The organism is Clostridium sp. AM34-9AC, assembly GCF_003480225.1.
Classification (GTDB): domain Bacteria; phylum Bacillota; class Clostridia; order Lachnospirales; family Lachnospiraceae; genus Acetatifactor; species Acetatifactor acetigignens.
Genome location: NZ_QUIU01000004.1, coordinates 137,816 through 161,006 on the forward strand (window position 1 = coordinate 137,816; position 23,191 = coordinate 161,006).

The window sequence follows — 23,191 nt, forward strand, 5'->3', positions numbered from 1 at the left end:
TGTCATAGTAACACAACGAGAGGTGTCTTGTCAATTCTTTATCGGTCGTACCGCTCCACCATGGCCAGGATCTCCTGGGCATATTTCGGATAGGTGGCTGCGATGTCTTTTACTTCGTTTCTTGCACTCTCCGCTACTTCCTGATTGTAGTCCATCTGTTTACGGAGCACCTGTCTTCTCTGGATCAGTTCGTGACGGATTTCCACCATTTCCCGCTTGTCCAAAAGCGCAGCTGTCTGGCTGATCCAGCGCTCCGGCATCTGCACACGGTAACCGGCCAGCTGCTGTACCAGCTGCTTCTGGTAGTACTCGATCTTAGCTTCCGCCTCTGCGAACTGCTTCCGCTCTTCCTTTTCGTCCTGATACATTTTCCACTGTTTTTCCAGCTTTGCTGCACTGTCCGTATTGTACTTCAGATACAGATATTCCATCAGCTGACAGTTGTTCACATAGCGGATCTTGACTTTATTCTGCAGCTGGATGATCTTGTTGATGGTCTTCTCCACCCGCTGCAGTTCCCGTCCTGCATCCATGTACCGGATGCAGACATAGGAGATGGCTACAGCTCCTGCACCTACTGCCAGAAAAAGTCCCACATAGACATCCATTTCAAAAGCATACTGCAGGATCACCAGCATGATCACACAGACGATCAATGCCGTAAGGAAAATGACAGCCATGCCCCGTTGGTTGTTCATCAGATTCTCCAGCTCATTTCTCCGGTATTCGTAGGCATGTCGTTCTCCGTCCAGTCTGTGCAGATCCTGCCTTATCAGATTGCCGTATTTCTCGCCGTCCCGAATCTTCTGAATGCCTTCTTCAATCTCGTTCTCTCTTTTGCGGATCGCATAGAAGTCCGCATCACGCATACGGTTCTTCTTTTCCCGGTATCTGCTGCGTTCCTGTTCCAGCCCGGCCAGCTTGCCGGCCACCCGGTTGACCTCTTCTCTCTGCTCTGCTGGCAGGGCCTCAATCTCATCCGTATCCGTCAGATAAGAAGTCACCAGCGTATACTCTCCCGTCAGGAGGTCGATCTCCTTGGAAGCCTCTGCGATCTGCTCCAGGCAATTTACAATGTAACGTTTTCTCTGGTCTTCCTCATCAAAATTCACACCGTTGCGGGTATAGACCAGCTGTTCCCAGTCCTCTTCCTGCTGTATCGGTTCTTTTTTCTTAAATAAACGGTTCCACCACGCCATAATTCTCTCCTGCTGTCTTCTCTATACGCTGACACTTGTCCGGTAACTGTTTTTCAGTGCCTGAGTCAGTCTCTCATTTTCCGCATCGTATCTCACCCTGTCGTTCACCCGCCAGTCACCACGCAGCCGTAGCTGTCGGTACTCTGGCTGCTGTTCCCATTCCCATTCAAATTGCTCGATCCGCTTTTCCAGTTCCAGGGACTCCGTATAATTTTCCGGATTCTGCGCTGCAAATGCCACATAGGCATCCTCCGTCAGTTCCATTCTCTTTGCCGCCAGATAGGCATCCAGGTGTTCTCTGTCCGGATCGGTCTTCCAGGCTTCGTTAAAGTAATATGCCGCCTTGCCATAAAACATCAGCCCTGTCAGCGCCACACCCTTATTGTGCAGGATCGCCGCCCGGACTTTTCCCGCCGGAAGTTCCTTGCCTTCCTGTTCCAGATGGTTCCAGGTCTCCAGCAGCATATCATATCCGCGGATGGCTGCCGCATATTTTCTTTTTTCCACCATATAGTCGATCTGGCTCTTGCGTTTCTCCAGATTGCTGAGTCCGGCTCCTTGCTTCAGTACCTGCTCCACCTGCAGGATTTCTTCCGGATCGTACATCCCCACATATTGCAGGATCGTCACCACGAACACACTTAAAGATCCCTGCTTATGTACCATGGGGTAGAGCTGTTTTGCCAGTTCCCACACTTTACATTCTTCTCCGATCCAGTCCACCAGCTTATCGTTCATGATGGACAGGTCTAACAGGAATGCATTCTCCTTTAGGCAATAGCACAACTCTTCCATACTATAGACCCGGATATCCAGGCCTTCCACATTATAGGCATTCTCGCAATATTCTCCTACACACAGACTTGCCTTCATTTTTCATCCTCATTTTCTCTGCCCCGGGCAGATCTACAACTCTATTTCTTCCTTCCAGATATGATGCGTAGCTGTTCGGAAGCTGCCAAAACCAAGATCCTCCAGTTCCACCTGCAGATGTGTTTCATCCTTCATCTCCACCTGAATCCGCAGTCTGGTGATTCCTTCCTGCAATTCTTCCGGCACGATTCTGGCGATCCGGCTGCCCTTTCCCGTCAGGGACGTGATCAGGATCTCCACCGCTCTTCCTTCCAACAGGTAAAACTCCATGGTATTCTGCGCCTCATACCAGTTGATTCCGGCGTCTAACAGTGCCTGATAGGATTCCTCTCCCTGTCTGCGCACTTTCATACCGATATTGGATTTCAATTTATCCTGTCCCAGATAGACATGATTTTGTCCGTTTTCACTGGGATGCAGTCGCTCCATCATGCTGTAGCAGGCACCCTTGCTGAACAGGTTGTTCCCCTGAAAGACTCTCCGTCCACGGCACAGATAGCGTAGCGATTCTTTCATCCATTCTTGAGAAAACTCTTCCCCGATCAGATATACCGAGGACACCATCCGGTTCTCACATAGCTGTGTGGCGATCTCCAGGAACTTTTCATCCGATTTTTCCACCGGAAAAGGGAATTCCCGCTCTTCGATGTACGTTACCACCGGCGTCGTATGGCGGTTGCATTCCATATAATAAGTCTGGATGGAACTGTCCCTATACTCGCACAGCACGCTCCCCTGCTTCCACAGATTTTCCGGCTGATACAGATTGTAATAATAAAAGCTCTCCCGATGGCTCTGAAAACAGACAGCATCCGTCTTCAGGTGTAATGCCTCCACTGCCTGCGTCAGCACCTCCAGCATTCCTGCATCCAGTTCCTCGCAGGTGATCATCAGGGCCCCGATCCGCTCTGTGGAAGTCATCTGGGACAGCATTCCCAGACTACGCTTGAGAAAAAGAGTCAGTAGTGCCACCGGATCCAGAGTCGTTCCATCGATCTGCACCGGTTCCCCATCTTTTGCCAGCTTCAGAAGATGCTCCACCAGGATTCCCTCTTCTTCCTCCGCATGCCGGAGGGCTTCACTTCCATAGAACCACTGGTTGACTCCCTGTCTCTTGCTCAGGACCAGGGGAATCGTATAGACCTGTGAGCCTGCAACGGAAGACAATGTGGTGATCTCTTCTTCCTTGCCTGTGACATAGCAGCTGATCTGCGCATAATCCTTCCCCAGGTCATAACCCACTATAACTTTATCACTTCCCGGCAGTCGCATGTTCTTCCGCCTCCTCTCCTGCTGTCTTTTTTTATTTTTACTGCAATGTGAACAATCTGTGATCCAGATATTCCCTGCGGTAATATTCCTCGATCAGATGATCCAGTGTCGTATCGTCCTGCAGTGTCATGCTGATCATCATATCATTGATGATCTCGTATTTGCTGTCCGGACTTTCATTCATAATATCGCTCTTCTGCAGGCTTCCGCTTTCTGTCAGCTGTTCTTCGTTCTCTGATTCTTCCATAATGTAATATTGAAGATTCTCCCCGAAAAACAGGACGAATTCCTTGAAAAATACACCGCTGTATACTTCCTGCATATATTCCGACAGGTAATCCTCCGCCTGCCCGTTCTCATGCATCATCACATAATGAATCCTTGCACGGACGCCGCCTCTTGTGTGATACTCCACGATAGTCTTGTCCTTCATCTCCTGCAGCTGTGGCAGGCAGTCCTGATATTCCCTGAAAAAGTTCAGATGAATGTGGTCCTTCATCATTTCCTCCAGGAAATTCCGGACCAGAGTTTCATCTTCCCGCTCCAGCTTGTCCTTATTCTCCGCATAGAATTTCAGATAAGCCAGCTTGCAGATCCGCTGGGTCTCTTCTCCCCGCAGATAGCAGTTACGGATCTCCCGGAATACATATTCCTCCGTGATCTTCTCCCGGCAGAAATAATCATAAGAGCTCTGTACAAGCACAGCTTCCTCGATCTCCTGTCTGGCTCCCTGGGATACATAATAACGGAAAATATCCATCCGCTCTCCCACAAATGCCCCGGAGAACAGCATCTGCAGCAATATCTTTTCACTTAAGCTGTAGCAGTCTATCTCAAAGGATCTTGCCGCTTTCCAGATGTCACGCAATTCCTTCGTGGTACCGGTGGCATAACGCACCAGATACTCTAAAATTCCACCGTTGTATTTTCCCTTACGGAACGCCGTCAATGCCGCCGCATACAGGACTGCCTCTCCCTCATGGACCGACTGCGTGATCACACCGTCCGTAAGCCGCAACAGGATCTTGGCCTCCACAAAATAAGGGGTATATGCTTCGATCCAGGCATATGCCTTCTCATAATTTCCCCGCAACACCAGAAAACGCAGGATCAGTTCCCGCTGTTCCTCCGTAAAGCCGTCCCCCTGCAGCTCCTGCAGGTATTCATCCAGTGCCTGCAAATTATCCGCGTCGAAATAGGCCTGTACCAGCTGTACCGCAATCTCACTGCGCAGCTTCGGCTCCACGGCATCGCTTTCCACCAGTCTTGCCATCCGCATCAGCTTTGTGGAAGATATGGTCTCTTCTGTTCTGCCGTTCTCCATAAAATACAGATCCAGTTCCGCCGTATCCGGCACATAATGTTCCAGAAGTCTGAGATATTTCCCCGGTACCAGCAGTTTTTCCAGGATATATTCCACATTTTTAAGGAACCTGTTACCATATGCATCCTCAAAAGCAATGGTATAATCATTCCCGTAGACTGCCACCCAGGCCGTGCCGTTTTGCAGAGGCGTCTCGGACAGTATCAGATTCCCCGGCTGGCTGACGATCACCTTACGCATTCTGCTGTCATCCACTCTTACCATATGGGCAAACAACAGACGGGACAGAGGCTTCGCCATAGTTTCCGTTACAATGGCCGGAGACAGGAATTCCTGATACAGTATTGCCAGATGTCTGTTAATATGCTGCTTCTGGATCTGGTCAATGACGAACCGCTCCATTCTCGGCTCGTAATGTTCGTACAGTTCCTCATAATCTTTCCGGTGTTTTAACAGATACGCATACAGGAACGCACTATGTTCATAATCCAGATTGCTCTGGAAAGAAAAATACATCAGAATCACTTTCGGAAGCTCCAGCACAGCATCCAGATCTACCGACGCCATATAATATTCATAGAGATTCGTGATCCTCAGATGGCTTTCCACACCCATATGATACCACGTGAAGGCATCCGGTCCCGTCTTACTTCCCTTGATCAGAAGGCTGCACACCTCCTGCAGGATCCGCACATCCTTCTTTTTCTCATACAGTCTTCGTAAAATTCTGCCCAGTAGTGGAGAATACTCTCTGACTCTTCCCGACAGATACAACAGCTGTTCGATCAGGCTGTCGTTTACCGCATCCTGACGGACACCGAAGTTCAACACCTGCAGTTCAAAACTGTTCAATTTACGTAGCAGCGCCGGATTGCCGTTCAAAAGGGCCAGTGCTTCCAGGTAGATTACCGGACTGGTGCAGCCGTACTGGTACTGTTTTTCTAAGAACATCCATTTCCCGGAGGTTGAACGATTGTATTCCTCCGACAGATACAACAGCAGCCATGCCACACGCCAGCGGGTCCTGTCATAGCGGTAGATCTGTTCCACCTGCTCCGCCATTTGCAGTGTATACTGGGGATCCCTGTGGATCAGTGTGGTCAGATACAGATAGTAAGCCCACTGTTCTCCGCCGGTAGCTCCCTGGGCTTCCAACATGTCCGCCGCGTGATCCAGGATCCATCCGGCTTCATTGTAGCGTTCCTCTGTGATCAGAAGCTGTGCCTGGAACAGTCTCGCCGGCACATCCTTCTCATCCATGGTCACCATGCGCTCCACCAGTTTGCCGGTCTCCGCGAGCCAGGTTCCCGTACCGATCTTTTTCAGTCTCGATTCTTCATAATATTTCATGATCTGGGTGATGCACTGCATATGACTGTGATCTGCATGCCGGGCCACTACACCGTCTCCCAGCTGTACCATGACCGGGATCTCCAGTGAAGTATAAGCATTATATATGTAGACTTTACCGAAATTTTTGCCAGATCTGCACAGGCTGCTGTCGATGTAGACCGGCAGGCGGCAACGGTTTCCCAGAAAATCATCGTCTGTAATGTTTTCCTTTTCCGTAAAGACAAATTCACCCTCACACTCGATCTGGAGATTCGTATATCCCCAGCCGTTCCTCACGATGGTCAGATTGTTCTCCGTAACGCCGTAATTATCTGCGCTGCGAGGCAGTTTTTTCACCAGTTCTTTCTCTTCCGTCAGGAATTCCAGCTGTTGCTTTTTATTGATACAGATCAGGAATTCTTCCACATTCTGTTCGTTGCCCTCATAAGTGGACAGGATCCGGTAACTGTCATAGAAATGGGCATCGTTTCCCTGGAACAGCCGCAGAAATTCCGGATCATAGAACAGCCGCACAGCTTCCTTCCAGTTGCTCTTCGCCAGGTTGGCAAAATGGAACAGATTCCGGATAGCCCCGATGGAAGAATTCAACATCCCATGCTCCACCGTCACCACAAAAGGAAGATTGTATTCTCCTCTGTTGCTGACTACGGAAAAAGAGCCCTTGATCACATCCCCTTCCTCCAGATCTTCTCCGTGGAAGCAGTAAAAAATTTCTGCATCGGAGCCGGTAAACTGATCCGTCATACATTCCATCCGAAGATGGTCCGAGATCACGGATCCTTTTACATAGCCTTCCGACGCAGAAAGAATGTGAAAAGAGCCCTCATATATTGTCCCCTGTGACAGGGAAATCTCTATTTTAGCGCAGGAGAATTCCAAAGAACCGTTCTCATAATCGAAGTTTCCTCCTAAAATTCTATCAATAATCTCCTGCATGTACCTTCACCCGTTCCCTGTTGTCATTTGGATTTATTATACCAAATTTACCAGTTGAGAGCAAGGTGTAGACCCGGTTAGTCCAGGTTTAATTTTCGGTTCATGATGTAATAAGATACGCCGTACATGATGGCCGCAATGAGCAGACTGGTGATCACGTTAATATCATAGGCCGAATTGGTGCTCACGGAAATTCCGTTGGCACTGCTCATGACATTTGTACCGAACATGAAGACGCTCTGTACGGTGCTGCCGATGATGGAAGACAGGATCGTCAGGCCGGCATATGCCAGGATTCCCATCAGGCCTTTATGTTTGGAGGAAAGCTGTCCGATGGTCAGCGCTCCGAACAGGGTGACCATGGTAATGAACGGTCCTGCCACATAGGTTAAGAGTAGTGTAATCCCATAATGCAGCAGATTGATTCCCATCTCTTCTTCGTATGTTCTGCCAAGTTCATAAAAAGCATCTGCCAGAAATTCCCAGATATTCCCATTATATTGTGTCAGTACACTACTCAGTTCACCGATATTTAAAAGGCCTGTCATCAGAGACACGTTCAGTGCCACCACTGAAATACCGATGCCTATCGTAATGAACAGATACCAGACACCGGAGACCAGTACCTTGCTTAAAAACAGCTGGTTAGCTGTTACCGGCAGGGTGTGGGACAGATAGCCTTCATCGGTATACATACTGCGGTAGAAACGGATGCCCAGAAAGATCAACATGCCCCAGGTGGACGCCAGCAGCATGATCACATACAGGATCAGTGTTGCCACAAAGGAAGAGAGTACAAACCAGCTCTGTGTCGCATTCATGTTATTGCCGTCCGCAATCTCCGTTACCAGTCCTCCCGGCATGCGTAATACCACGCAGCCGATCACGGTGACCACAAGCATTCCCAGAAGCATCAGTGTACCGGCTTTCCAGATATTTTTCCATTCATATTTCATTAACTTTCCTAACATGCGAACACCTCCCTGAAGTAAGCATCTACAGACTTACCTTTCTCTTCTCTGATATTGTCAACGGATGTATATAACACCAGCTGACCATAACGCATGAAGATGACTTCATCCAGTACCTGTTCCACATCCTCGATCAGATGGGTAGAGATCAGTACCGTTGCTTCCGGATTGTAGTTGTTGATAATGGTGCGCAGGATGTAATCTCTCGCTGCCGGATCCACACCGGCAATCGGCTCATCCAAAATATACAGGCTGGCATTCCTGCTCATCACTAAGATCAACTGTACCTTCTCCTTCGTACCTTTGGACAATGTCCGCATTTTCACTGCAGGATCGATCCCCAGACTCTTTAACATCTCTTCCGCACGTTCCCTGGAAAAGTCTGTATAAAAGTCCTGAAAGAAATCCAGAATCTCCCGGATTGTCTGATTCATGGTCAGATACGTGCGGTCCGGCAGATAAGCTACCTTGCTCTTGGTCACCGGTCCTACATAATTTCCGTCGATCATAATAGTGCCTTCCGTCGGTGTCAGCAGACCGTTCAGCATTTTGATCAGTGTCGTCTTACCGCTGCCGTTGGGTCCCAACAGGCCAATGATCTTCCCCTTGGGGAGACTTACGGTCAGATTGTTCACAGCCACATTGGCACCATATTTCTTGGTCAGATTTACAATTTCTACCAGATTATTCATTTCTATTTCCGCCTCTCTTTATTTTCATCATAAATTTGCACCCCTGTCAGGCCTGTACCTTATCGAAGAGATTCCGGATCTCCTCTCTCTGATATCCCAGTTCCTGCATGTTGTTGATAAAATTCCGGACATGCCCGGCTGCCAGCTGTTCTCTGGTATTCCCGATCAGCTCAGTGTCCTCCGTCACGGTTCTGCCGCTGGTGCGCTGTGTCACGATCAGGCCGCTCCGCTCCAGTTCCGCAAAAGCTTTCTGCATCGTATTCGGGTTCACCGCCGCCACGGCCGCAAGATCTCTGACACTCGGCAGCTTCTCTCCCGGCTGATATTTGCCGGACACGATCTCTTTCTGGATCTGCTCCACCAGCTGCGCATATATGGGTCTGTCAGCATCCAATTCCCACGCCATTCCTATCATCCTTTCTTGTTTCTTATTTTCTGTTTCTTATTACCTGTCACGCATCGTTTCTATCGATGCCTCCCCGGGTCCCTCATTGTCTTGTTGTTTTACTGTATTATTTATTTAATACAATAATACGTTATTTATTTTTATCTGTCAAGCGGATTTTATCCTTGTCCGGGAAAATTGTTGGAATTACACTTGTTACAACATGGTAAATGGGAAGTTACGCGGCTCATTGCTCGCGTAACTTCCCATTTACTACGCATCCGGCTCCGAAATACGTGTCACCCCCACATAAATATCCGAGATTTCAAACCATGTAGGATAATCCACGATTCCGGTCTGAGGAAGATTAAATATCTTCTGGAACGTCCGGACAGCCTCCGCAGTACCGGAGCCATAGATTCCGTCGGGTGTCAACGTAGGAATCGCCGGATAATTTCTGGCGATCCGGTTCAACTGCTGTTGCAGCTGACGGACTTTTTCCCCGGAAGAACCGATAGTCAGATCATACCCCGGCCAGGAAGAAGGCACTCCCGAAATAATATCTGCGGAATTGATATACATATCATTGCCGTAATAATAATGAATGATATCAATAGCGGAATATCCCTGATCCGCCAATGACTTGGAGCCCCACTGGCTCAGCCCCCGGCAGGTAGTCCGATTACCGTCACAATACGATGTGAAAATGGGCTGTCGTACACCGGGCCTTGACAAATAGTTGGTAAAAATGGAATCTACCAGATAGTCGATCTCTTCGAACACATTTCTGCCATAGATCCATTTTTGATCATACGCCGTAGAAGAAGTTATCGTAAAATCGTATCCACGTCCCCTGTACCACTCCGTATATATACGGTTTAACGTAAATGATTGAATGACCAGAATATTAGCATAAATTGCACTCTCCGGCCAGGTGGAATAAATCTCGCTGGAGGCCACATTTTTAATGTAATCCTTATAGCGCACCCAGTAATTCCGGGCAGTGGGATCCTCCGGGACACCGTCATGTACGATCACATATTCCGGAATCACCACACGGCTCAGTACGATCTCCCCGGTCTCGTTCATAGGTTTGATTTCTTCTTCCGGAATCTTCGGAGGATACTCTCCGAAAAGCGTATGTGCAGGTATTACTACTACTTTTTCTTCCTCCTCTGTTACATTCAGCGGATTCATGCGGATCGGTTGTAGGGAAAATTCGCCTGCCAGAATTTCGGAACCAGATACCAGTACCGGTTCAAAGCCTTCTGCAGTCACCTGAATGTTGTACTCCGAATAGGGCTGTGCCGTAATATCCGGAGATAAAGAAAGCTCTCTCGGCGGCGCATCCAGTGTTATCGTAGGGGTTTGCCCGGATTCGTCAGTAGTCATCGTCTCCAGCGGGGAATCCGGATCCCCGGTATAGGAGACGGTGACGGTCGCGCCGGGTATCGGTGTCATCCTCAGAGCGGAGACAACGCTGATCTGAAGTGTTCCTGTATAAGTAGTGTCCATGGACAGAGGTCCTTTCTGCCTATGCCGTTTTGTCTGTCTTGATCCGGTCAGGCAACAAATGTTCCTTACAGAATATGCAAAGTCAGAAAAATATGTGCATGTTCCCATATACTAAGTAGACTAACTTCTATCCGTTTTGTCTTCATCATACATCTACTTGATTAACAGACGGGTGATATGCATTCACTAAATACTAATTCCGGTACCGGTCTGCATCTGTCCCCGAGCCGCCGTGTAGCCCAAAAAAGGAACCACAAACCGTTCCCAGATTGTGATTCCCTTTGTTTTTAATCCGTCATTTTTATTTGGTCAACAGCATCATAATGTCATTGCTTCTTGCCACGAACTTGGTCATGGCATCGGCGGACAAGGGTGCATGCTGGAGCTTTGCCAGATCGTACAGCTGCTCGCAGATCATTTCTGCGTTCTCGCCGTCCTGGTGCTCGGTGATGTACTGTACCAGAGGATGGTTGGCATTCAGAATCAGGGTCTCGCCCTCACCGCCGAAAGCACTCATATCCATGCCGGGCATGGAGTACATCTTCATCATATCCTGCATACGTCTGCTCTCTTCGGACAGAGTGATCATGGAAGAGATCTTCTTGTTCTTCAGCTCCTCTACCTTGACAGTGATCTTGTCGTTCTTCAGAGCTTTCTTCATCAGCTTGCTGATGCTCTCTGCCTGCTCTTCCATCTCTTTTTCAGCCTTCTTGGAAGTCTTGGACTTCAGGGCATCGGTCACATCCGCATCGATACGCTGGAACTTGATTCCCTCATTCTTCTGCTCTAACTGGGAGATGAAGGGCTGATCGATATTGTGGGTCAGGATCACAGCATCCATCTTGGCAGCCTTGAACATATTGATGTACTGGCTCTGCTGCTGTTCATCCGTTACATAGTAGATGGTCTTTTCCTTCTTCTCTTCCCCGGCATTCTCCTCAGAAGCCTCATCTTCAGATTTATCCCCTACGACCTCAGCTTCTACCTTGTTGCCGTTCTCATCTACAGCATTTTCCTTATTCTCTTCCTCGTCCTGAGGCTTGATCTCCAGACACTCGGGCAGAGTCAGATATTTGCCGTCCAGATTCTTGAAGAGGATATAATCATTCATCTTCTCACAGAACTTGTCATCCTTCAGGCAGCCGAACTTGATGAAGGGACTGATGTCATCCCAGTATTTGTCATACTCTTCCTTATCCGTCTTGCACATACCAGCCAGCTTGTCCGCTACCTTCTTGGTAATGTACTCGGCGATCTTCTTGACAAATCCATCATTCTGCAATGCACTTCTGGATACGTTCAGAGGCAGATCCGGGCAGTCGATGACACCCTTTAACAGCAGCAGGAACTCAGGAATGACTTCCTTGATGTTATCTGCGATAAATACCTGATTGTTGTACAGCTTGATGGTACCCTCGATGGACTCATACTCCATGTTGATCTTCGGGAAGTACAGGATACCTTTCAGATTAAAAGGATAATCCATATTCAGGTGGATCCAGAACAGAGGCTCCTTGTAATCCTGAAATACCTTGCGGTAGAAGTCCAGATACTCTTCCTTCGTGCACTCATTGGGATGCTTGGTCCACAGAGGCTGTGTCTCGTTGATCAATTCAGGACGCTTTCTGATCTTCAGCTTCTTAGGCTCTTCTGTTCCCTCGGCAGCTTCAGCGTTTTCACCTTCTGCCGCTTCCTTCTTCTCCGGCTCGATCTCTTCCAGGACTTCATCATCGGGAAGCTTTTCCTCTTCCTTGATGATCTGGGTCTCCTTGGTGTTCGCCTTGGACAGATAGATCTCGGTAGGCATGAAGGAACAATACTTCTTCACGACCTCACGAGCCTTGTACTCATTACAGAACTCCAGACAATCTTCATTTAAAAACAGGGTAATGGTCGTACCGACATCCGTCTTGTCTCCGTCTTCCATGGAGAACTCGGTGCCGCCGTCGCACTCCCAGTGCACTGCCTTGGCGCCGTCCTTGTAAGATAACGTATCAATATGTACTTCATCCGCTACCATGAATGCGGAATAGAAGCCCAGTCCGAAATGACCGATGATCTGGTCGGAATTGCTCTTGTCCTTATATTTCTCAATGAAATCCGTAGCACCGGAAAATGCGATCTGGTTGATATACTCTTCCACTTCGTCGGCGGTCATGCCCAGACCGTTATCCTTGAAGGTCAGTGTCTTCTTCTCAGGATCCACGATGACATCCACACGTCCCTTATAACCTTCCGGAAGAGAATATTCTCCCATCATGTCCAGTTTTTTCAGCTTGGTCACGGCATCACAGCCGTTGGAGATCAACTCTCTGTAGAAAATATCGTGATCGGAATACAACCACTTTTTAATGATCGGAAAAATGTTTTCACTGTTAATTGACAAACTGCCGCTTTTTGCTGCCATTATTACCACATCCTTTTCTAAAATTGCACAGCCATGGCTGACTGTTTCCTAACTGATTCTAAGTGTAGGACTGTAAAATTGAAAAGTCAAGACAAATTTAGCACTCATTATAAATGAGTGCTAACAATCAGTCAAAAATCCAGTATTTATCAATATTTCCGTAATTCTAAAATTTTAATAAAGCGTGTAAAAAACCAGAAATTACTCCTCCGGAAAGTACTTTGCATACACATCAAAAAAGTTGTCCGTAGTCACCTGTTCGTCCATGATCAGCGTGATCTCGTCCCACAGCTTGTCATTGAGCTGACGCACCAGTGTATTCACAAAGCTGTCATACTCCTGCCCGAAGACTTCCCGTTTCCGCTCTTCTACAATCTTTAATTTATTAGCGTCCGTCTCTTCCCGATCCAGCGTATTGATGCATTTGATAATGTAATAGCCTCGTTCACATTTCACAACCTGGCTCACCTCGTCTGTTGCCAAATTGAAAGCCGCTTCCTCATAAGCGCTCTCCGCTTCTCCTTTGCCAAAGGAATAGGTGATCTCGGAATCGTCGCTGTATTTGGATGCCAGTTCCGTGAAATCGTGTTCTCCGTCCACCGCCAAGTCTCTTACCTCGCAGGCTTTCTCATAGGCACTCTGAATGGAGCTTTCCGAATAAGGCTTCAGGTTTCCGTCCATATCCGTGGATGCTGTTGCAAAAAAGATCTGCTGCACCGTAATTTTGCGAGCCTCGTCATCACTGATCTCCGGATTGATGTCCTGTATAATCAACTGATAGACCTTGTCTGCCATGGCATATTCCCGATACAGATTCTCCACAATCTCCTCCGTGGCACCCATAGCCTCGATCTCCGTATCATTTAAGGAAGAATAATACTCCTGTGCCGCCTGGACGACCTTTGCCTCCTCGGCTTCATCCAACGTGACCTCTTTCTCTTTTGCCAGCAGGTACATGGTCTTGATCTGAGCAATCCTTGCCAGCACTGTCTCCTTGACATTATCCTCCAGAGTCACTCCGTTCAGGGAAGTATTCCAGATCTCCGTCCCGTAGACATTCTCATATTGATTCTGGGTCGTGGTCAGGTAGATCATGATCTCCGCCTTAGAGCAGGACTCGTCCCCGATCCGAAATACCTCATTTTTCCCAAATCCTGTGGTAAATACCACTTTTGTGCCGTCACTGCTGCCGCAGGCGGTCAGTCCCGTCACCATACTTATTCCCAGCACTCCCGCCACCAATACCGCGGTGATATGACATCTATTTTTTAAAAACATAACATTTCCTACTTTCTCAAAGTCTCTAAATTCTGATTATACCCTATTTTTTTCTTCTGTGCCACGGTTTCTTGGAAGTTCAGAAAAATCTAAGAATTCTACAGATAAAAAAATGCGTGCGGATATTCTCCACACGCATTTTTAATATTATTCAATTTTGATACCAGATTACTCAATTACATGGATCCAGCCCTTAGGAGCTTCGATCCTGCCCATCTGGATACCGGTCAGAGTCTCATACAGTTTCTTGGTGACAGGTCCCATCTCGGTCATGCCGCTGGGCAGGCAGATTTCTTTGCCGTGGTCAACGATCTTGCCTACAGGGGAGATCACTGCTGCGGTACCACACAGACCAGCCTCTGCGAAGTCTTTTACTTCATCCAGGTATACTTCTCTCTCTTCTACTTCCAGTCCCAGATATTCCTTGGCAACATATACCAGAGAGCGACGGGTGATGGAAGGAAGGATACTGTCGGACTTGGGAGTTACAACCTTGTTATCCTTGGTAACGAACAGGAAGTTCGCACCGCCGGTCTCCTCTACCTTGGTACGGGTAGCAGCATCCAGATACATATTCTCATCGTAGCCTTCCTTGTGAGCGGATACGATTGCATGTAAGCTCATAGCATAGTTCAGGCCAGCCTTGATGTGACCGGTTCCGTGAGGTGCCGCACGGTCAAAGTCGGTGACACGGATGGTCAGAGGCTTAACGCCGCCCTTGAAGTAAGGTCCTACAGGAGTGCACAGGATACGGAACTGATATTCGTCCGCAGGCTTTACACCGATGACAGGATTGCTGCCGAACATATAAGGACGAATGTACAGAGTTGCACCGCTGCCGTAAGGAGGTACGAAAGCATCGTTGGCCTTAACCGTCTCGGTAACAGCCTCCACGAAACGCTCCTTGGGGAAAATGGGCATCTCCAGTCTTGCTGCGGAAGACTCCAGACGTTCACCGTTTAAGTCAGGACGGAAGGTTACGATATGTCCATCTTCTGTGGTGTAGGCCTTCAGACCCTCGAATACGGTCTGTGCATACTGCAATACACCTGCACACTCATTTAATACGATGTTGGGATCCTGGGTCAGCTGACCGTCATCCCATTTGCCGTCCTTGTAATTGGACACATATCTGTAATCCGTAGGGATATAACCGAAACCGATGTTACCCCAGTCAATGTTCTTCTTTTCCATTTTGTATTCCTTCTTTCCTCGGTTTACCACTCTGCCTGTTGATTTCTCTTAACAGAATTTATTGATTTTCATTATTATACCATTTGTAATAAAAGTCAATATACACATTTATGCTTTCCAGTGCTTTTTTCAGCGAAAATGTGGCTCATTTCTCCTTTTAGCTGAAAACTCAAATTAAATTCACTACAATTATTTTTCTCCGGTAGCTTCCTGATATGCACTGTTCGCTACCACTGACCATCCGGTCTTATCCCCCGCAATGACCTGCAGATCTTCACTGCGGACCGCATAAAACTCCACGATCTGTGCTGCCTCTGTGGACAGATTCTCTTCCGGATTCCGGTACAGCACGAAAATCTCACATTTTCCGTTCTGCGAGGTACGATTGTAGACCAGCGTGTATGCATAGGTCTTTCCCGCCTGCTCCTGTTCTCCCAGCTGCAGATAGAAATTGCCTTTGGCATTGTAGCAGACTTCGAAGGAAAAGCCCTGTTGTTGCAGCACAGCATCATATACTGCCTGTGCGTAAGGCTCTAAGGGATCCTGTACATCTTCCGCGTTTTCCGTCTCCGACGCATAGTATTCCGCAAGCCACTGTTCTTCCATCGCCTGCTTTGCTACCGTTTCTGCATCCTCCGGGTGGGTATTTTCTTCCTTGTCCATCAATTCCGTCAGATAAGTAATGTAATCCTCACCGGCAAGCTCCGTCTCTCTCCGAAACAGCACGCCCTCTGGACGCCAGTAGGAATACCAGTGCCTGTCCGGGAACTCCATCTCTTCCACACTGATCAGATTCTCTGTGAGCCGCGTCTCCGAAGGGATGTCATTTTCAAACCAAATCCAGGCAATTCCGGCAAACGTGACGATCAGGCACAGCACTGCCCACAAAGCAATGCCGATATCCTCCAGCCACTCCCATTTCCCTGGAGTTCCCCACTTGTCCCGTATTTTCCGGTGCAGCCTGATGGGTACTCTCAGATATACATAAAACAGGAGAAGCAGCAGACACAGCAGATCCCCCAGTAACAACACATAACTGCGAAAACTTACGGGACCACCCCACAGAATCATTCTGGCTGCCACATATATTCCTGCCAGAGTAAGCAGTAAAACCGTAACTGCCAAATATATCTTCTTTTTCATCGTTTTCCGCACTCAGGCTTTCTTGCGCTCGTACTTTAAGAACTGATAGGTAATGTCAAAATAGACCTGCTCGTCACTGTCTGCGGTAATCTCCCACTCAGGATCACTGTCCAGATCCGGGAAATAGGCATCCGCCTCGTAGGCATGGTCAATCTTCGTCACATGGGCCACGTCACAGTAAGGCAGCATCTGGCGGTAAATACTCTCTCCGCCGATGATATAGATATTCTCTTCGTCATATTTCTTCAGTTCTTCCAGCAATTCTTCAATAGAGTGTACCACGATCGCATCCTTGACCTGATAATTCGGATCTTTGGACAAAATAATGTTGATGCGGTTCTTTAAAGGCATGCCCTGCGGGAAAGTCTCCAAAGTCTTGCGTCCCAGAACCACTACCTTACCTGTCGTCTCTTCGCGGAAATGCTTGTGATCGTTGGGGATGCGGATCAGCAGTTCGTTCTTGCTGCCGATGGCCCAGTTGTTGTCTACTGCTACAATTAAATTCATGGTGTACCTCGTTTCTGTTTGTTTCTATGATAATAACCGGTTTCTCCGTTCTTCGCACTCACGAAACCGTACTGATATTCGTATTCCGGGCTACCGCCCTACTTACTCATGTCAGATTGCAATCGGAATATCCCTGATCTGCTCCCCGGTCTGGTAACCCTCCAGCTTCACATCATCCGGTGTGAACTGATAGAAGTCCCTGATCTCCGGGTTCAGCCAGAACTTCGGCGCCGGGAAGGGGTCTCTGCTGATGAGCTCCTTAATGGCATCCACGTGGCGGTCATAGATATGGGCATCCGCAATGACATGCACCAGCTCGCCCACGTTCATATCGCAGACCTGTGCCAGCATATGCACCAGCACCGCATACTGTACCACATTCCAGTTGTTGGCTGCCAGTACGTCCTGGGAACGCTGGTTTAAAATGGCATTCAGGGTCAGCCTGTCCTCTCCCTTTTTCTGCGTCACATTAAAGGTCATACCGTAAGCACAGGGATACAGATTCATCTCGTGCAGATCCTGATGCACATAGATATTGGTCATGATCCGGCGGCTGAAGGGATTGTTCTTCAGATCGTAGATCACGCGGTCCACCTGATCCATCATGCCTTCCTTATACTGATGCTTCACCTGCATCTGATAGCCGTATGCCTTACCGATCGAGCCGTTTTCATCTGCCCACTCATCCCAGACGTGGCTGTTTAAATCATGAATGTTGTTGGACTTGCGCTGCCAGATCCACAGCATCTCATCTGTGGCGGATTTTAATGCCGTCCGGCGCAAGGTCAGGATCGGGAACTCCTTCGACAGATCGTACCGGTTCACTACTCCGAATTTCTTAATAGTGTAGGCAGGGGTACCATCCGGCCAGTGGGGGCGCACTTTCTCGCCCTCCGTGCTGGTACCGTTGGTTAAAATGTCATTGCACATATCGATAAAAATATGATCCGCTAAACTCATGTTGTCTCCTTATTCTGATTCCAATATAATATATAAACGATTTCTCCGTGCTTCGCACTCTCGAAATCGTCCCCCCTTCGTATTCCGGACTATCGTCCTACATACTCAGGGTTGTTTGTGCCTATGGATGCACTTATATCTCCCACTTGTCACATAGGGAATTGATCTGGTCCGCGAACTTCGCCATATCCTTGTTGGTCATGACGCCCTCGCTCTTCGTAACCAGTGCCAGTAAGCGTCTCGCAGAGGCAAGCAGTCGTTCGAAGACTCCGGTAGCAGGCTTCGTCTTTTTCTGCACGGCAACAGGTGCTGCCTCATAGGTGAACTTATTGCCTGCCAGATCGAACTCCGTACCGCTGTAAGGAGCGTAGGCTCTCTGCCCGTACTCGATCTTCAGGCACTCAGCAAATCCGGTACATACGCTGTCCTCTCCATGTACCACGAACACCTTCTTCGGTTTTTCTTCAAAGGCCCGGATCCAGTCGATCAGGCCTTCCTTATCCGCATGACCGCTCAGTCCCGTCATTTTCCGGATCTCGGCGCGCACTGAAACCGTCTCACCGAACAGCTTCACCTCATCAGCACCCTCTACCAGTGCCCGGCCCAGTGTTCCCACCGACTGATAGCCGACGAACAGGATCGTACACTCCGGTCTCCACAGATTATGCTTCAGATGATGCCGGATACGTCCTGCGTCACACATACCGGATGCGGAGATAATGACCTTGGGTGTCTCGTCGAAGTTGATGGCTTTGGATTCCTCACTGGTGATGGACAGCTTTAATCCCGAAAAAGCAATGGGATTAATGCCTTCTTTTACGAATTCCATGGCCTCATCATCGAAGCATTCCCACCTGTTCTCCTGGAATACGCCGGTAGCCTCTACCGCCATGGGACTGTCCACATACACCGGGAAATCTTCATGACCCTTTACCAGGCGCCCTACCTTGATCTTCCGCAGGAAATACAGGATCTCCTGGGTACGGCCCACAGCAAAAGACGGGATCACCACGTTACCACCCCGGTCTAAGGTCTCCTGCAGCACCTTGGTCAGTTCTGCCACATAATCCAGCTTATCCTTCGGATGCAGTCTGTCACCGTAGGTAGACTCCATCACGACATAATCCGCTTCCTTCGTAGGTGTCGGATCCTTAAGTAACGGCTGGTGCTTGTTGCCGATATCGCCGGAAAATACGATTTTTTTCGTATTGCCGTCCTCCGTCAGCCAGACTTCGATGCTGGCAGAGCCCAGCAGATGTCCGATATCCGTAAAACGGATTTTTACTCCCTCGCATACTTCCACGATCGTATTGTAATGACAGGGAACGAACCGGCGGATCACACCATCTGCATCCTCCATGGTATACAGCGGCTCCACCACTGCATTATTCGCAGAACGTTTTGCCTTACGATTCTTCCATTCCGCTTCGGCACTCTGGATATGTGCACAGTCACGCAGCATAATGCTACACAGATCCGCTGTAGCATCCGTGGAATAGATCTGTCCTCTGAAGCCTCTGGCATACAGAAGCGGCAGAAGACCCGAATGATCCACATGAGCATGAGTCAGGAATACATAATCAATCATGGATTCCGCCACCGGCAGTGGCACATTTTCAAATACATTGACACCCTGCTCCATACCGTAGTCCACTAAAATATGTTTCCCGGCAACCTCCAGATAATGACAGCTTCCGGTTACTTCATGGTCTGCCCCCACAAACACAAGTTTCATAGCTCTACCTCCGTTTTTGTAATGTTATTTCAAAGCATTGGCTGTTTCATAGAACTGATAATAGATCCCTTTTTGTTCCATGAGCTGGTCGTGATTGCCTTCCTCCACAATGCCGTCATCCGTCAGCACCAGGATCCTGTCGGAATTGCGGATACTGGAAAGTCTGTGGGCGATAGTCAGAGTAGTACGCCCCTCCGACAATTCTCCCAGAGATTTTGCCACGGCGAACTCACTCTCATTGTCCAGTGCGGAAGTGGCCTCATCCAGAATGATGATGGGCGGATTTTTCAGAAATACTCTGGCAATACTGATCCGCTGTTTCTGTCCGCCGGACAGCTTTACACCCCGTTCTCCCACATAAGTATCATAACCGTCCTTCAGTCCCATGATGAATTCATGAGCCCCGGCACGCTTTGCCGCATTGATCACATCTTCTTTCGAAGCCCCGGGACGTCCATAAGCGATATTTTCATAGATCGTACCGGAGAAAAGATACACATCCTGCTGTACGATACCGATATTGCCCCGCAGACTCTTTAACGTAAAATGCTTAATGTCCTGGCCGTCCAACAGGATCCTGCCTTCTGAGACATCATAAAATCTCGGGATCAGATTGCACAGCGTTGTCTTACCACCACCGGAAGGACCGACGATGGCCACCTTTTCTCCCGCGTGGATCTGCAGGTTCAGATCGGTGAATACCTTGTTATGGTCATCCGGATATTCAAAGCTTACTTTTTCAAAAGAGATTTCTCCCTTCGGGTCCTTCAGTTCTATGGCATCTGGCTCATCGAAGATCTCGATATCCGCATCCACGATCTGTAAAAAGCGCTCGATACCGGTCATGCCCCGCTGGAACTGTTCGGCAAATTCGATGATACGCCGGATTGTTGCGATCAGGGTGGATACATACAGCATATATGCCACCAGGTCACCAGCGGCAATCCGTCCGTTTACCATAAAAATACCGCCTGCCACCAATACCACCAGATACATCAATCCGTCAAACAGCTTCACTGTGGTATTGAATGCCGCCATGTAACGGTAGGTCAGCTTCTTAATATCCAGAAAAGTGCCGTTATCTTTCTCAAACTTGACATTTTCCACCTCTTCATTGGTAAATGCCTTGACCACCTTATGGCCCAGCAGACTGTCCTCGATCCGGGCGTTCAGCTCTCCGATCTGGTTACGCTGCTTGCGAAAGGCACTTCGCATCCGGAAATTCAGGATCATGCACACACCGCACATCAGCGGCACGCACAGAAAGATCATCAATGTCAGCGGCAGATTGATATTTGCCAGAATGATAAAAGAGATTACGGTCTTGATTCCGGCGATGAAAAATTCTTCTGGGCAATGATGGGCGAATTCCGTCACATCAAACAGATCATTGGTGATCCGCCCCATGATCTGACCGACTTTGGTATTGTTATAATAAGTATTGGACAGCTTCTGCAAATGGTTGTATGCATCTCTGCGCATGTCCGTCTCGATCTTCGCGCCCATGACGTGTCCCATATCGGACATATAGTAACTGGCGATGCAATCCACGATACGAAGTCCGAAATACAGAACTCCCAGTGAAAGTATGGTCTTCACCGACAGGGACGCAAGATCCCGCAGCCCTTCATTGGTAATGTAGCGCATAATTAACGGCAACACCAGTTCACAGACCGTGGTCAGTGCTGCACAGAACAGATCCATCCACAAGGTAAAACGGTATTTTTTAAAATAAGGTGCAAACCTGCGAAACAATTCGCGGGTGGAATATTGCTTGTTATCCATTGTTGTGTTCCTTTTATTTTGGTTGCAGAGCTATAGGTATTGTCCTTCTCCCACATAGAAGCGTACTTTTCCTTTTTGCTCATTTTTCTGGTCATAAAGTGTTTTGTCCGCAGCCGACAGGAAATCCCACACTCGGTTTGGTTCCTTCGGAATAGCGCAGACACCACCCACGGAAATCGTAAGCCAGGGTTCCACAGAAGAGTCTTCATTGGGAATCTCACATTCCCGGATGCCCATACATAGCTGTCTTGCATGTTCCTCTGCATACTCCCTGTCACGTCCCGTCATGACCACCAGGAATTCATCTCCGCCGTAACGCGCCACATAGTCCTCCGGAAAACATTTTTTCAGAGTATCCGCTACCGCGCAGATTCCTTCATCTCCCCTTCCATGTCCATAGCGATCATTCAACTGTTTGAAATGGTCAATATCCAGGAACAGAATGCCCAGTTCCTTCTCATTCAGAAGACAGTCTTCAAACACATCCTCCAGATAACGATTCAGGCTTCTCTTATTATAGAGTCCTGTCAGCTCGTCATGGTCTGCCTGATACAACAGCCGGTTTCTCTTACGTTCCTGTTCCTTCTGCTCCTCTTCTGCCGCCTGTAATCGCTTTCTAAGCTCCATCATATACATGACCTGACTGTTTTCTGTCAGCTCCCAGCTGTCTTTCAAGTGGAAGAAGGTGTCTGCGCTCTGTTTGAATTCTTCCGGAGTCATTCTGGAACTGCAATAACGCATCCGCAAAGACAATAGCTGCAATAGCAGACTCTTATTCTGTTCAATGGCAGCTTTGGGTTCCAGACAGTTCAATACTTCCTCTATCTGTTCCGTCTTGCCTATCTTTTCCACATATTGCAGCAGATTCTGAATACTGTCGTATTCGGAAGAGACCTGTGTCATATCCTCTAATGCCATTACCGCTGTACGTACATGCTCTTCTGCCTTCTTCCGGTCTCCGTTTCGCTCCGCCAGATAAGCCAGAAATACATTGACACCCAGCCTTGTCTCACGTATGACCTCCTTGCTCTGCCCGGTCTCTTCCAGTTTACACAGTACCTTTTCCGCCTCGTCATCCATATGCAGATGCAGCAGGCAGCATCCGTACTCTGCCAGCATTTTCCGGAAATTGATCCTGCTGTATGTACTGTTGTCATCCGCCTGTTCAAATTCGCGGATACATTCCGCATGGCACTGCACAGCTCTTTCATAAGCTCCTATGAGATAATACGCATCCGACATATTGCTCAGTACAATGCTGTGCACCATCTTATCATCGTATTTTTCCGTATAATCCAATGCTTTATCGTACTGTTCCATGGCCAGCGACAGGTTGTTCTGCATATGTGCCACAATACCGATCATATTGTACACTCTGGCTACATGATGCTCCTGATCCGTTCCCAGAAGACACCTGACGCTCTCATCCAGATAATGCAGGCAGCCCTCCTGATTCCCTGTTGTCAGTTGATAAAAGGCAGCAAAATAGCAGATCCATCCGTGGATTCCCTTATCATCCTGTTCTGTCACAGAGGTAAGTGCCTGTTCCAGAGTCTCCCAGGTAAAAGGAATTCCGTCTGTCATCTGCTGATTCAGGTGTTCTGCTGTCTCTAACATCTGCTGTCTCGTTGCGCTCATATCTATATCCATACCGTCCTGTTA

At 48.4% G+C, this 23,191-nt stretch carries 17 protein-coding genes; all 17 read right to left on the bottom strand.

The features are described from left to right. Positions 1-38: 38 nt before the first annotated feature. Positions 39-1,199 (bottom strand): hypothetical protein, encoded by a 1,161-nt coding sequence (locus tag DW835_RS03895; protein WP_117466212.1) that lies wholly within the window; start codon positions 1,197-1,199, stop codon positions 39-41. Positions 1,200-1,220: 21 nt separating this feature from the next. Continuing rightward, positions 1,221-2,072, bottom strand: coding sequence for a hypothetical protein (locus DW835_RS03900; protein ID WP_118730715.1), 852 nt, complete (start codon positions 2,070-2,072; stop codon positions 1,221-1,223). A 33-nt stretch (positions 2,073-2,105) separates the two neighbouring features. Next, the gene (locus tag DW835_RS03905; RefSeq protein ID WP_117466214.1) at positions 2,106-3,344 is read right to left on the bottom strand and encodes a DUF5716 family protein; all 1,239 of its coding nucleotides are present in this window, start codon (positions 3,342-3,344) and stop codon (positions 2,106-2,108) included. Positions 3,345-3,381: 37 nt separating this feature from the next. Continuing rightward, complete coding sequence (locus DW835_RS03910) at positions 3,382-6,957, bottom strand: DUF5717 family protein (protein WP_118730716.1); 3,576 nt, start codon at positions 6,955-6,957, stop codon at positions 3,382-3,384. Between the two features lie 77 nt (positions 6,958-7,034). Next, a complete protein-coding gene (locus DW835_RS03915) occupies positions 7,035-7,928 on the bottom strand; it encodes a hypothetical protein (protein ID WP_118730717.1) in 894 nt (297 codons plus the stop codon). Next, positions 7,922-8,620 carry an ABC transporter ATP-binding protein gene (locus DW835_RS03920; RefSeq protein WP_117466219.1) on the bottom strand — a complete coding sequence of 233 codons (699 nt, stop codon included), beginning with the start codon at positions 8,618-8,620 and terminating at the stop codon, positions 7,922-7,924. Before DW835_RS03920 ends, DW835_RS03915 begins: the two co-directional genes overlap by 7 nt. 46 nt (positions 8,621-8,666) lie before the next feature. Next, complete coding sequence (locus tag DW835_RS03925; RefSeq protein WP_118668743.1) at positions 8,667-9,026, bottom strand: GntR family transcriptional regulator; 360 nt, start codon at positions 9,024-9,026, stop codon at positions 8,667-8,669. Between the two features lie 252 nt (positions 9,027-9,278). Continuing rightward, positions 9,279-10,520: a peptidoglycan-binding protein gene (locus DW835_RS03930; RefSeq protein ID WP_118668744.1), complete on the bottom strand. Its 1,242-nt coding sequence runs from the start codon at positions 10,518-10,520 to the stop codon at positions 9,279-9,281. Between the two features lie 301 nt (positions 10,521-10,821). Beyond that, on the bottom strand, positions 10,822-12,927 hold the full coding sequence (gene htpG / locus DW835_RS03935; protein ID WP_118730718.1) for a molecular chaperone HtpG: 2,106 nt from the start codon (positions 12,925-12,927) through the stop codon (positions 10,822-10,824). A 201-nt stretch (positions 12,928-13,128) separates the two neighbouring features. Continuing rightward, complete coding sequence (locus DW835_RS03940; RefSeq protein WP_118730719.1) at positions 13,129-14,205, bottom strand: peptidylprolyl isomerase; 1,077 nt, start codon at positions 14,203-14,205, stop codon at positions 13,129-13,131. Between the two features lie 168 nt (positions 14,206-14,373). Beyond that, entirely contained in the window at positions 14,374-15,429 is a 1,056-nt protein-coding gene (locus tag DW835_RS03945; protein WP_227063998.1) for a branched-chain amino acid aminotransferase, read from the bottom strand. A 159-nt stretch (positions 15,430-15,588) separates the two neighbouring features. Next, positions 15,589-16,542 carry a hypothetical protein gene (locus DW835_RS03950; protein WP_022313539.1) on the bottom strand — a complete coding sequence of 318 codons (954 nt, stop codon included), beginning with the start codon at positions 16,540-16,542 and terminating at the stop codon, positions 15,589-15,591. Between the two features lie 12 nt (positions 16,543-16,554). Beyond that, positions 16,555-17,049, bottom strand: coding sequence for a dihydrofolate reductase (locus tag DW835_RS03955; protein WP_022153191.1), 495 nt, complete (start codon positions 17,047-17,049; stop codon positions 16,555-16,557). Between the two features lie 111 nt (positions 17,050-17,160). Then, positions 17,161-18,009 (bottom strand): thymidylate synthase, encoded by an 849-nt coding sequence (thyA, locus tag DW835_RS03960; RefSeq protein ID WP_117466224.1) that lies wholly within the window; start codon positions 18,007-18,009, stop codon positions 17,161-17,163. Positions 18,010-18,142: 133 nt separating this feature from the next. Then, positions 18,143-19,744, bottom strand: a complete 1,602-nt coding sequence (locus DW835_RS03965; protein ID WP_117466225.1) for an MBL fold metallo-hydrolase — start codon at positions 19,742-19,744, stop codon at positions 18,143-18,145. Between the two features lie 24 nt (positions 19,745-19,768). Further along, positions 19,769-21,529, bottom strand: coding sequence for an ABC transporter ATP-binding protein (locus tag DW835_RS03970; RefSeq protein WP_117569088.1), 1,761 nt, complete (start codon positions 21,527-21,529; stop codon positions 19,769-19,771). A gap of 30 nt (positions 21,530-21,559) precedes the next feature. After that, positions 21,560-23,179 (bottom strand): diguanylate cyclase, encoded by a 1,620-nt coding sequence (locus DW835_RS03975; RefSeq protein WP_117466227.1) that lies wholly within the window; start codon positions 23,177-23,179, stop codon positions 21,560-21,562. Positions 23,180-23,191: the final 12 nt, after the last annotated feature.

Bases quoted from the DNA above. Each gene is read 5' to 3' on its own strand.
- DW835_RS03895 (WP_117466212.1), bottom strand. From the start codon at position 1,199: ATGGCGTGGTGGAACCGTTTATTTAAGAAAAAAGAACCGATACAGCAG.
- DW835_RS03900 (WP_118730715.1), bottom strand. From the start codon at position 2,072: ATGAAGGCAAGTCTGTGTGTAGGAGAATATTGCGAGAATGCCTATAAT.
- DW835_RS03905 (WP_117466214.1), bottom strand. From the start codon at position 3,344: ATGCGACTGCCGGGAAGTGATAAAGTTATAGTGGGTTATGACCTGGGG.
- DW835_RS03910 (WP_118730716.1), bottom strand. From the start codon at position 6,957: ATGCAGGAGATTATTGATAGAATTTTAGGAGGAAACTTCGATTATGAG.
- DW835_RS03915 (WP_118730717.1), bottom strand. From the start codon at position 7,928: ATGTTAGGAAAGTTAATGAAATATGAATGGAAAAATATCTGGAAAGCC.
- DW835_RS03920 (WP_117466219.1), bottom strand. From the start codon at position 8,620: ATGAATAATCTGGTAGAAATTGTAAATCTGACCAAGAAATATGGTGCC.
- DW835_RS03925 (WP_118668743.1), bottom strand. From the start codon at position 9,026: ATGGCGTGGGAATTGGATGCTGACAGACCCATATATGCGCAGCTGGTG.
- DW835_RS03930 (WP_118668744.1), bottom strand. From the start codon at position 10,520: ATGGACACTACTTATACAGGAACACTTCAGATCAGCGTTGTCTCCGCT.
- htpG (WP_118730718.1), bottom strand. From the start codon at position 12,927: ATGGCAGCAAAAAGCGGCAGTTTGTCAATTAACAGTGAAAACATTTTT.
- DW835_RS03940 (WP_118730719.1), bottom strand. From the start codon at position 14,205: ATGTTTTTAAAAAATAGATGTCATATCACCGCGGTATTGGTGGCGGGA.
- DW835_RS03950 (WP_022313539.1), bottom strand. From the start codon at position 16,542: ATGAAAAAGAAGATATATTTGGCAGTTACGGTTTTACTGCTTACTCTG.
- DW835_RS03955 (WP_022153191.1), bottom strand. From the start codon at position 17,049: ATGAATTTAATTGTAGCAGTAGACAACAACTGGGCCATCGGCAGCAAG.
- thyA (WP_117466224.1), bottom strand. From the start codon at position 18,009: ATGAGTTTAGCGGATCATATTTTTATCGATATGTGCAATGACATTTTA.
- DW835_RS03965 (WP_117466225.1), bottom strand. From the start codon at position 19,744: ATGAAACTTGTGTTTGTGGGGGCAGACCATGAAGTAACCGGAAGCTGT.
- DW835_RS03970 (WP_117569088.1), bottom strand. From the start codon at position 21,529: ATGGATAACAAGCAATATTCCACCCGCGAATTGTTTCGCAGGTTTGCA.
- DW835_RS03975 (WP_117466227.1), bottom strand. From the start codon at position 23,179: ATGGATATAGATATGAGCGCAACGAGACAGCAGATGTTAGAGACAGCA.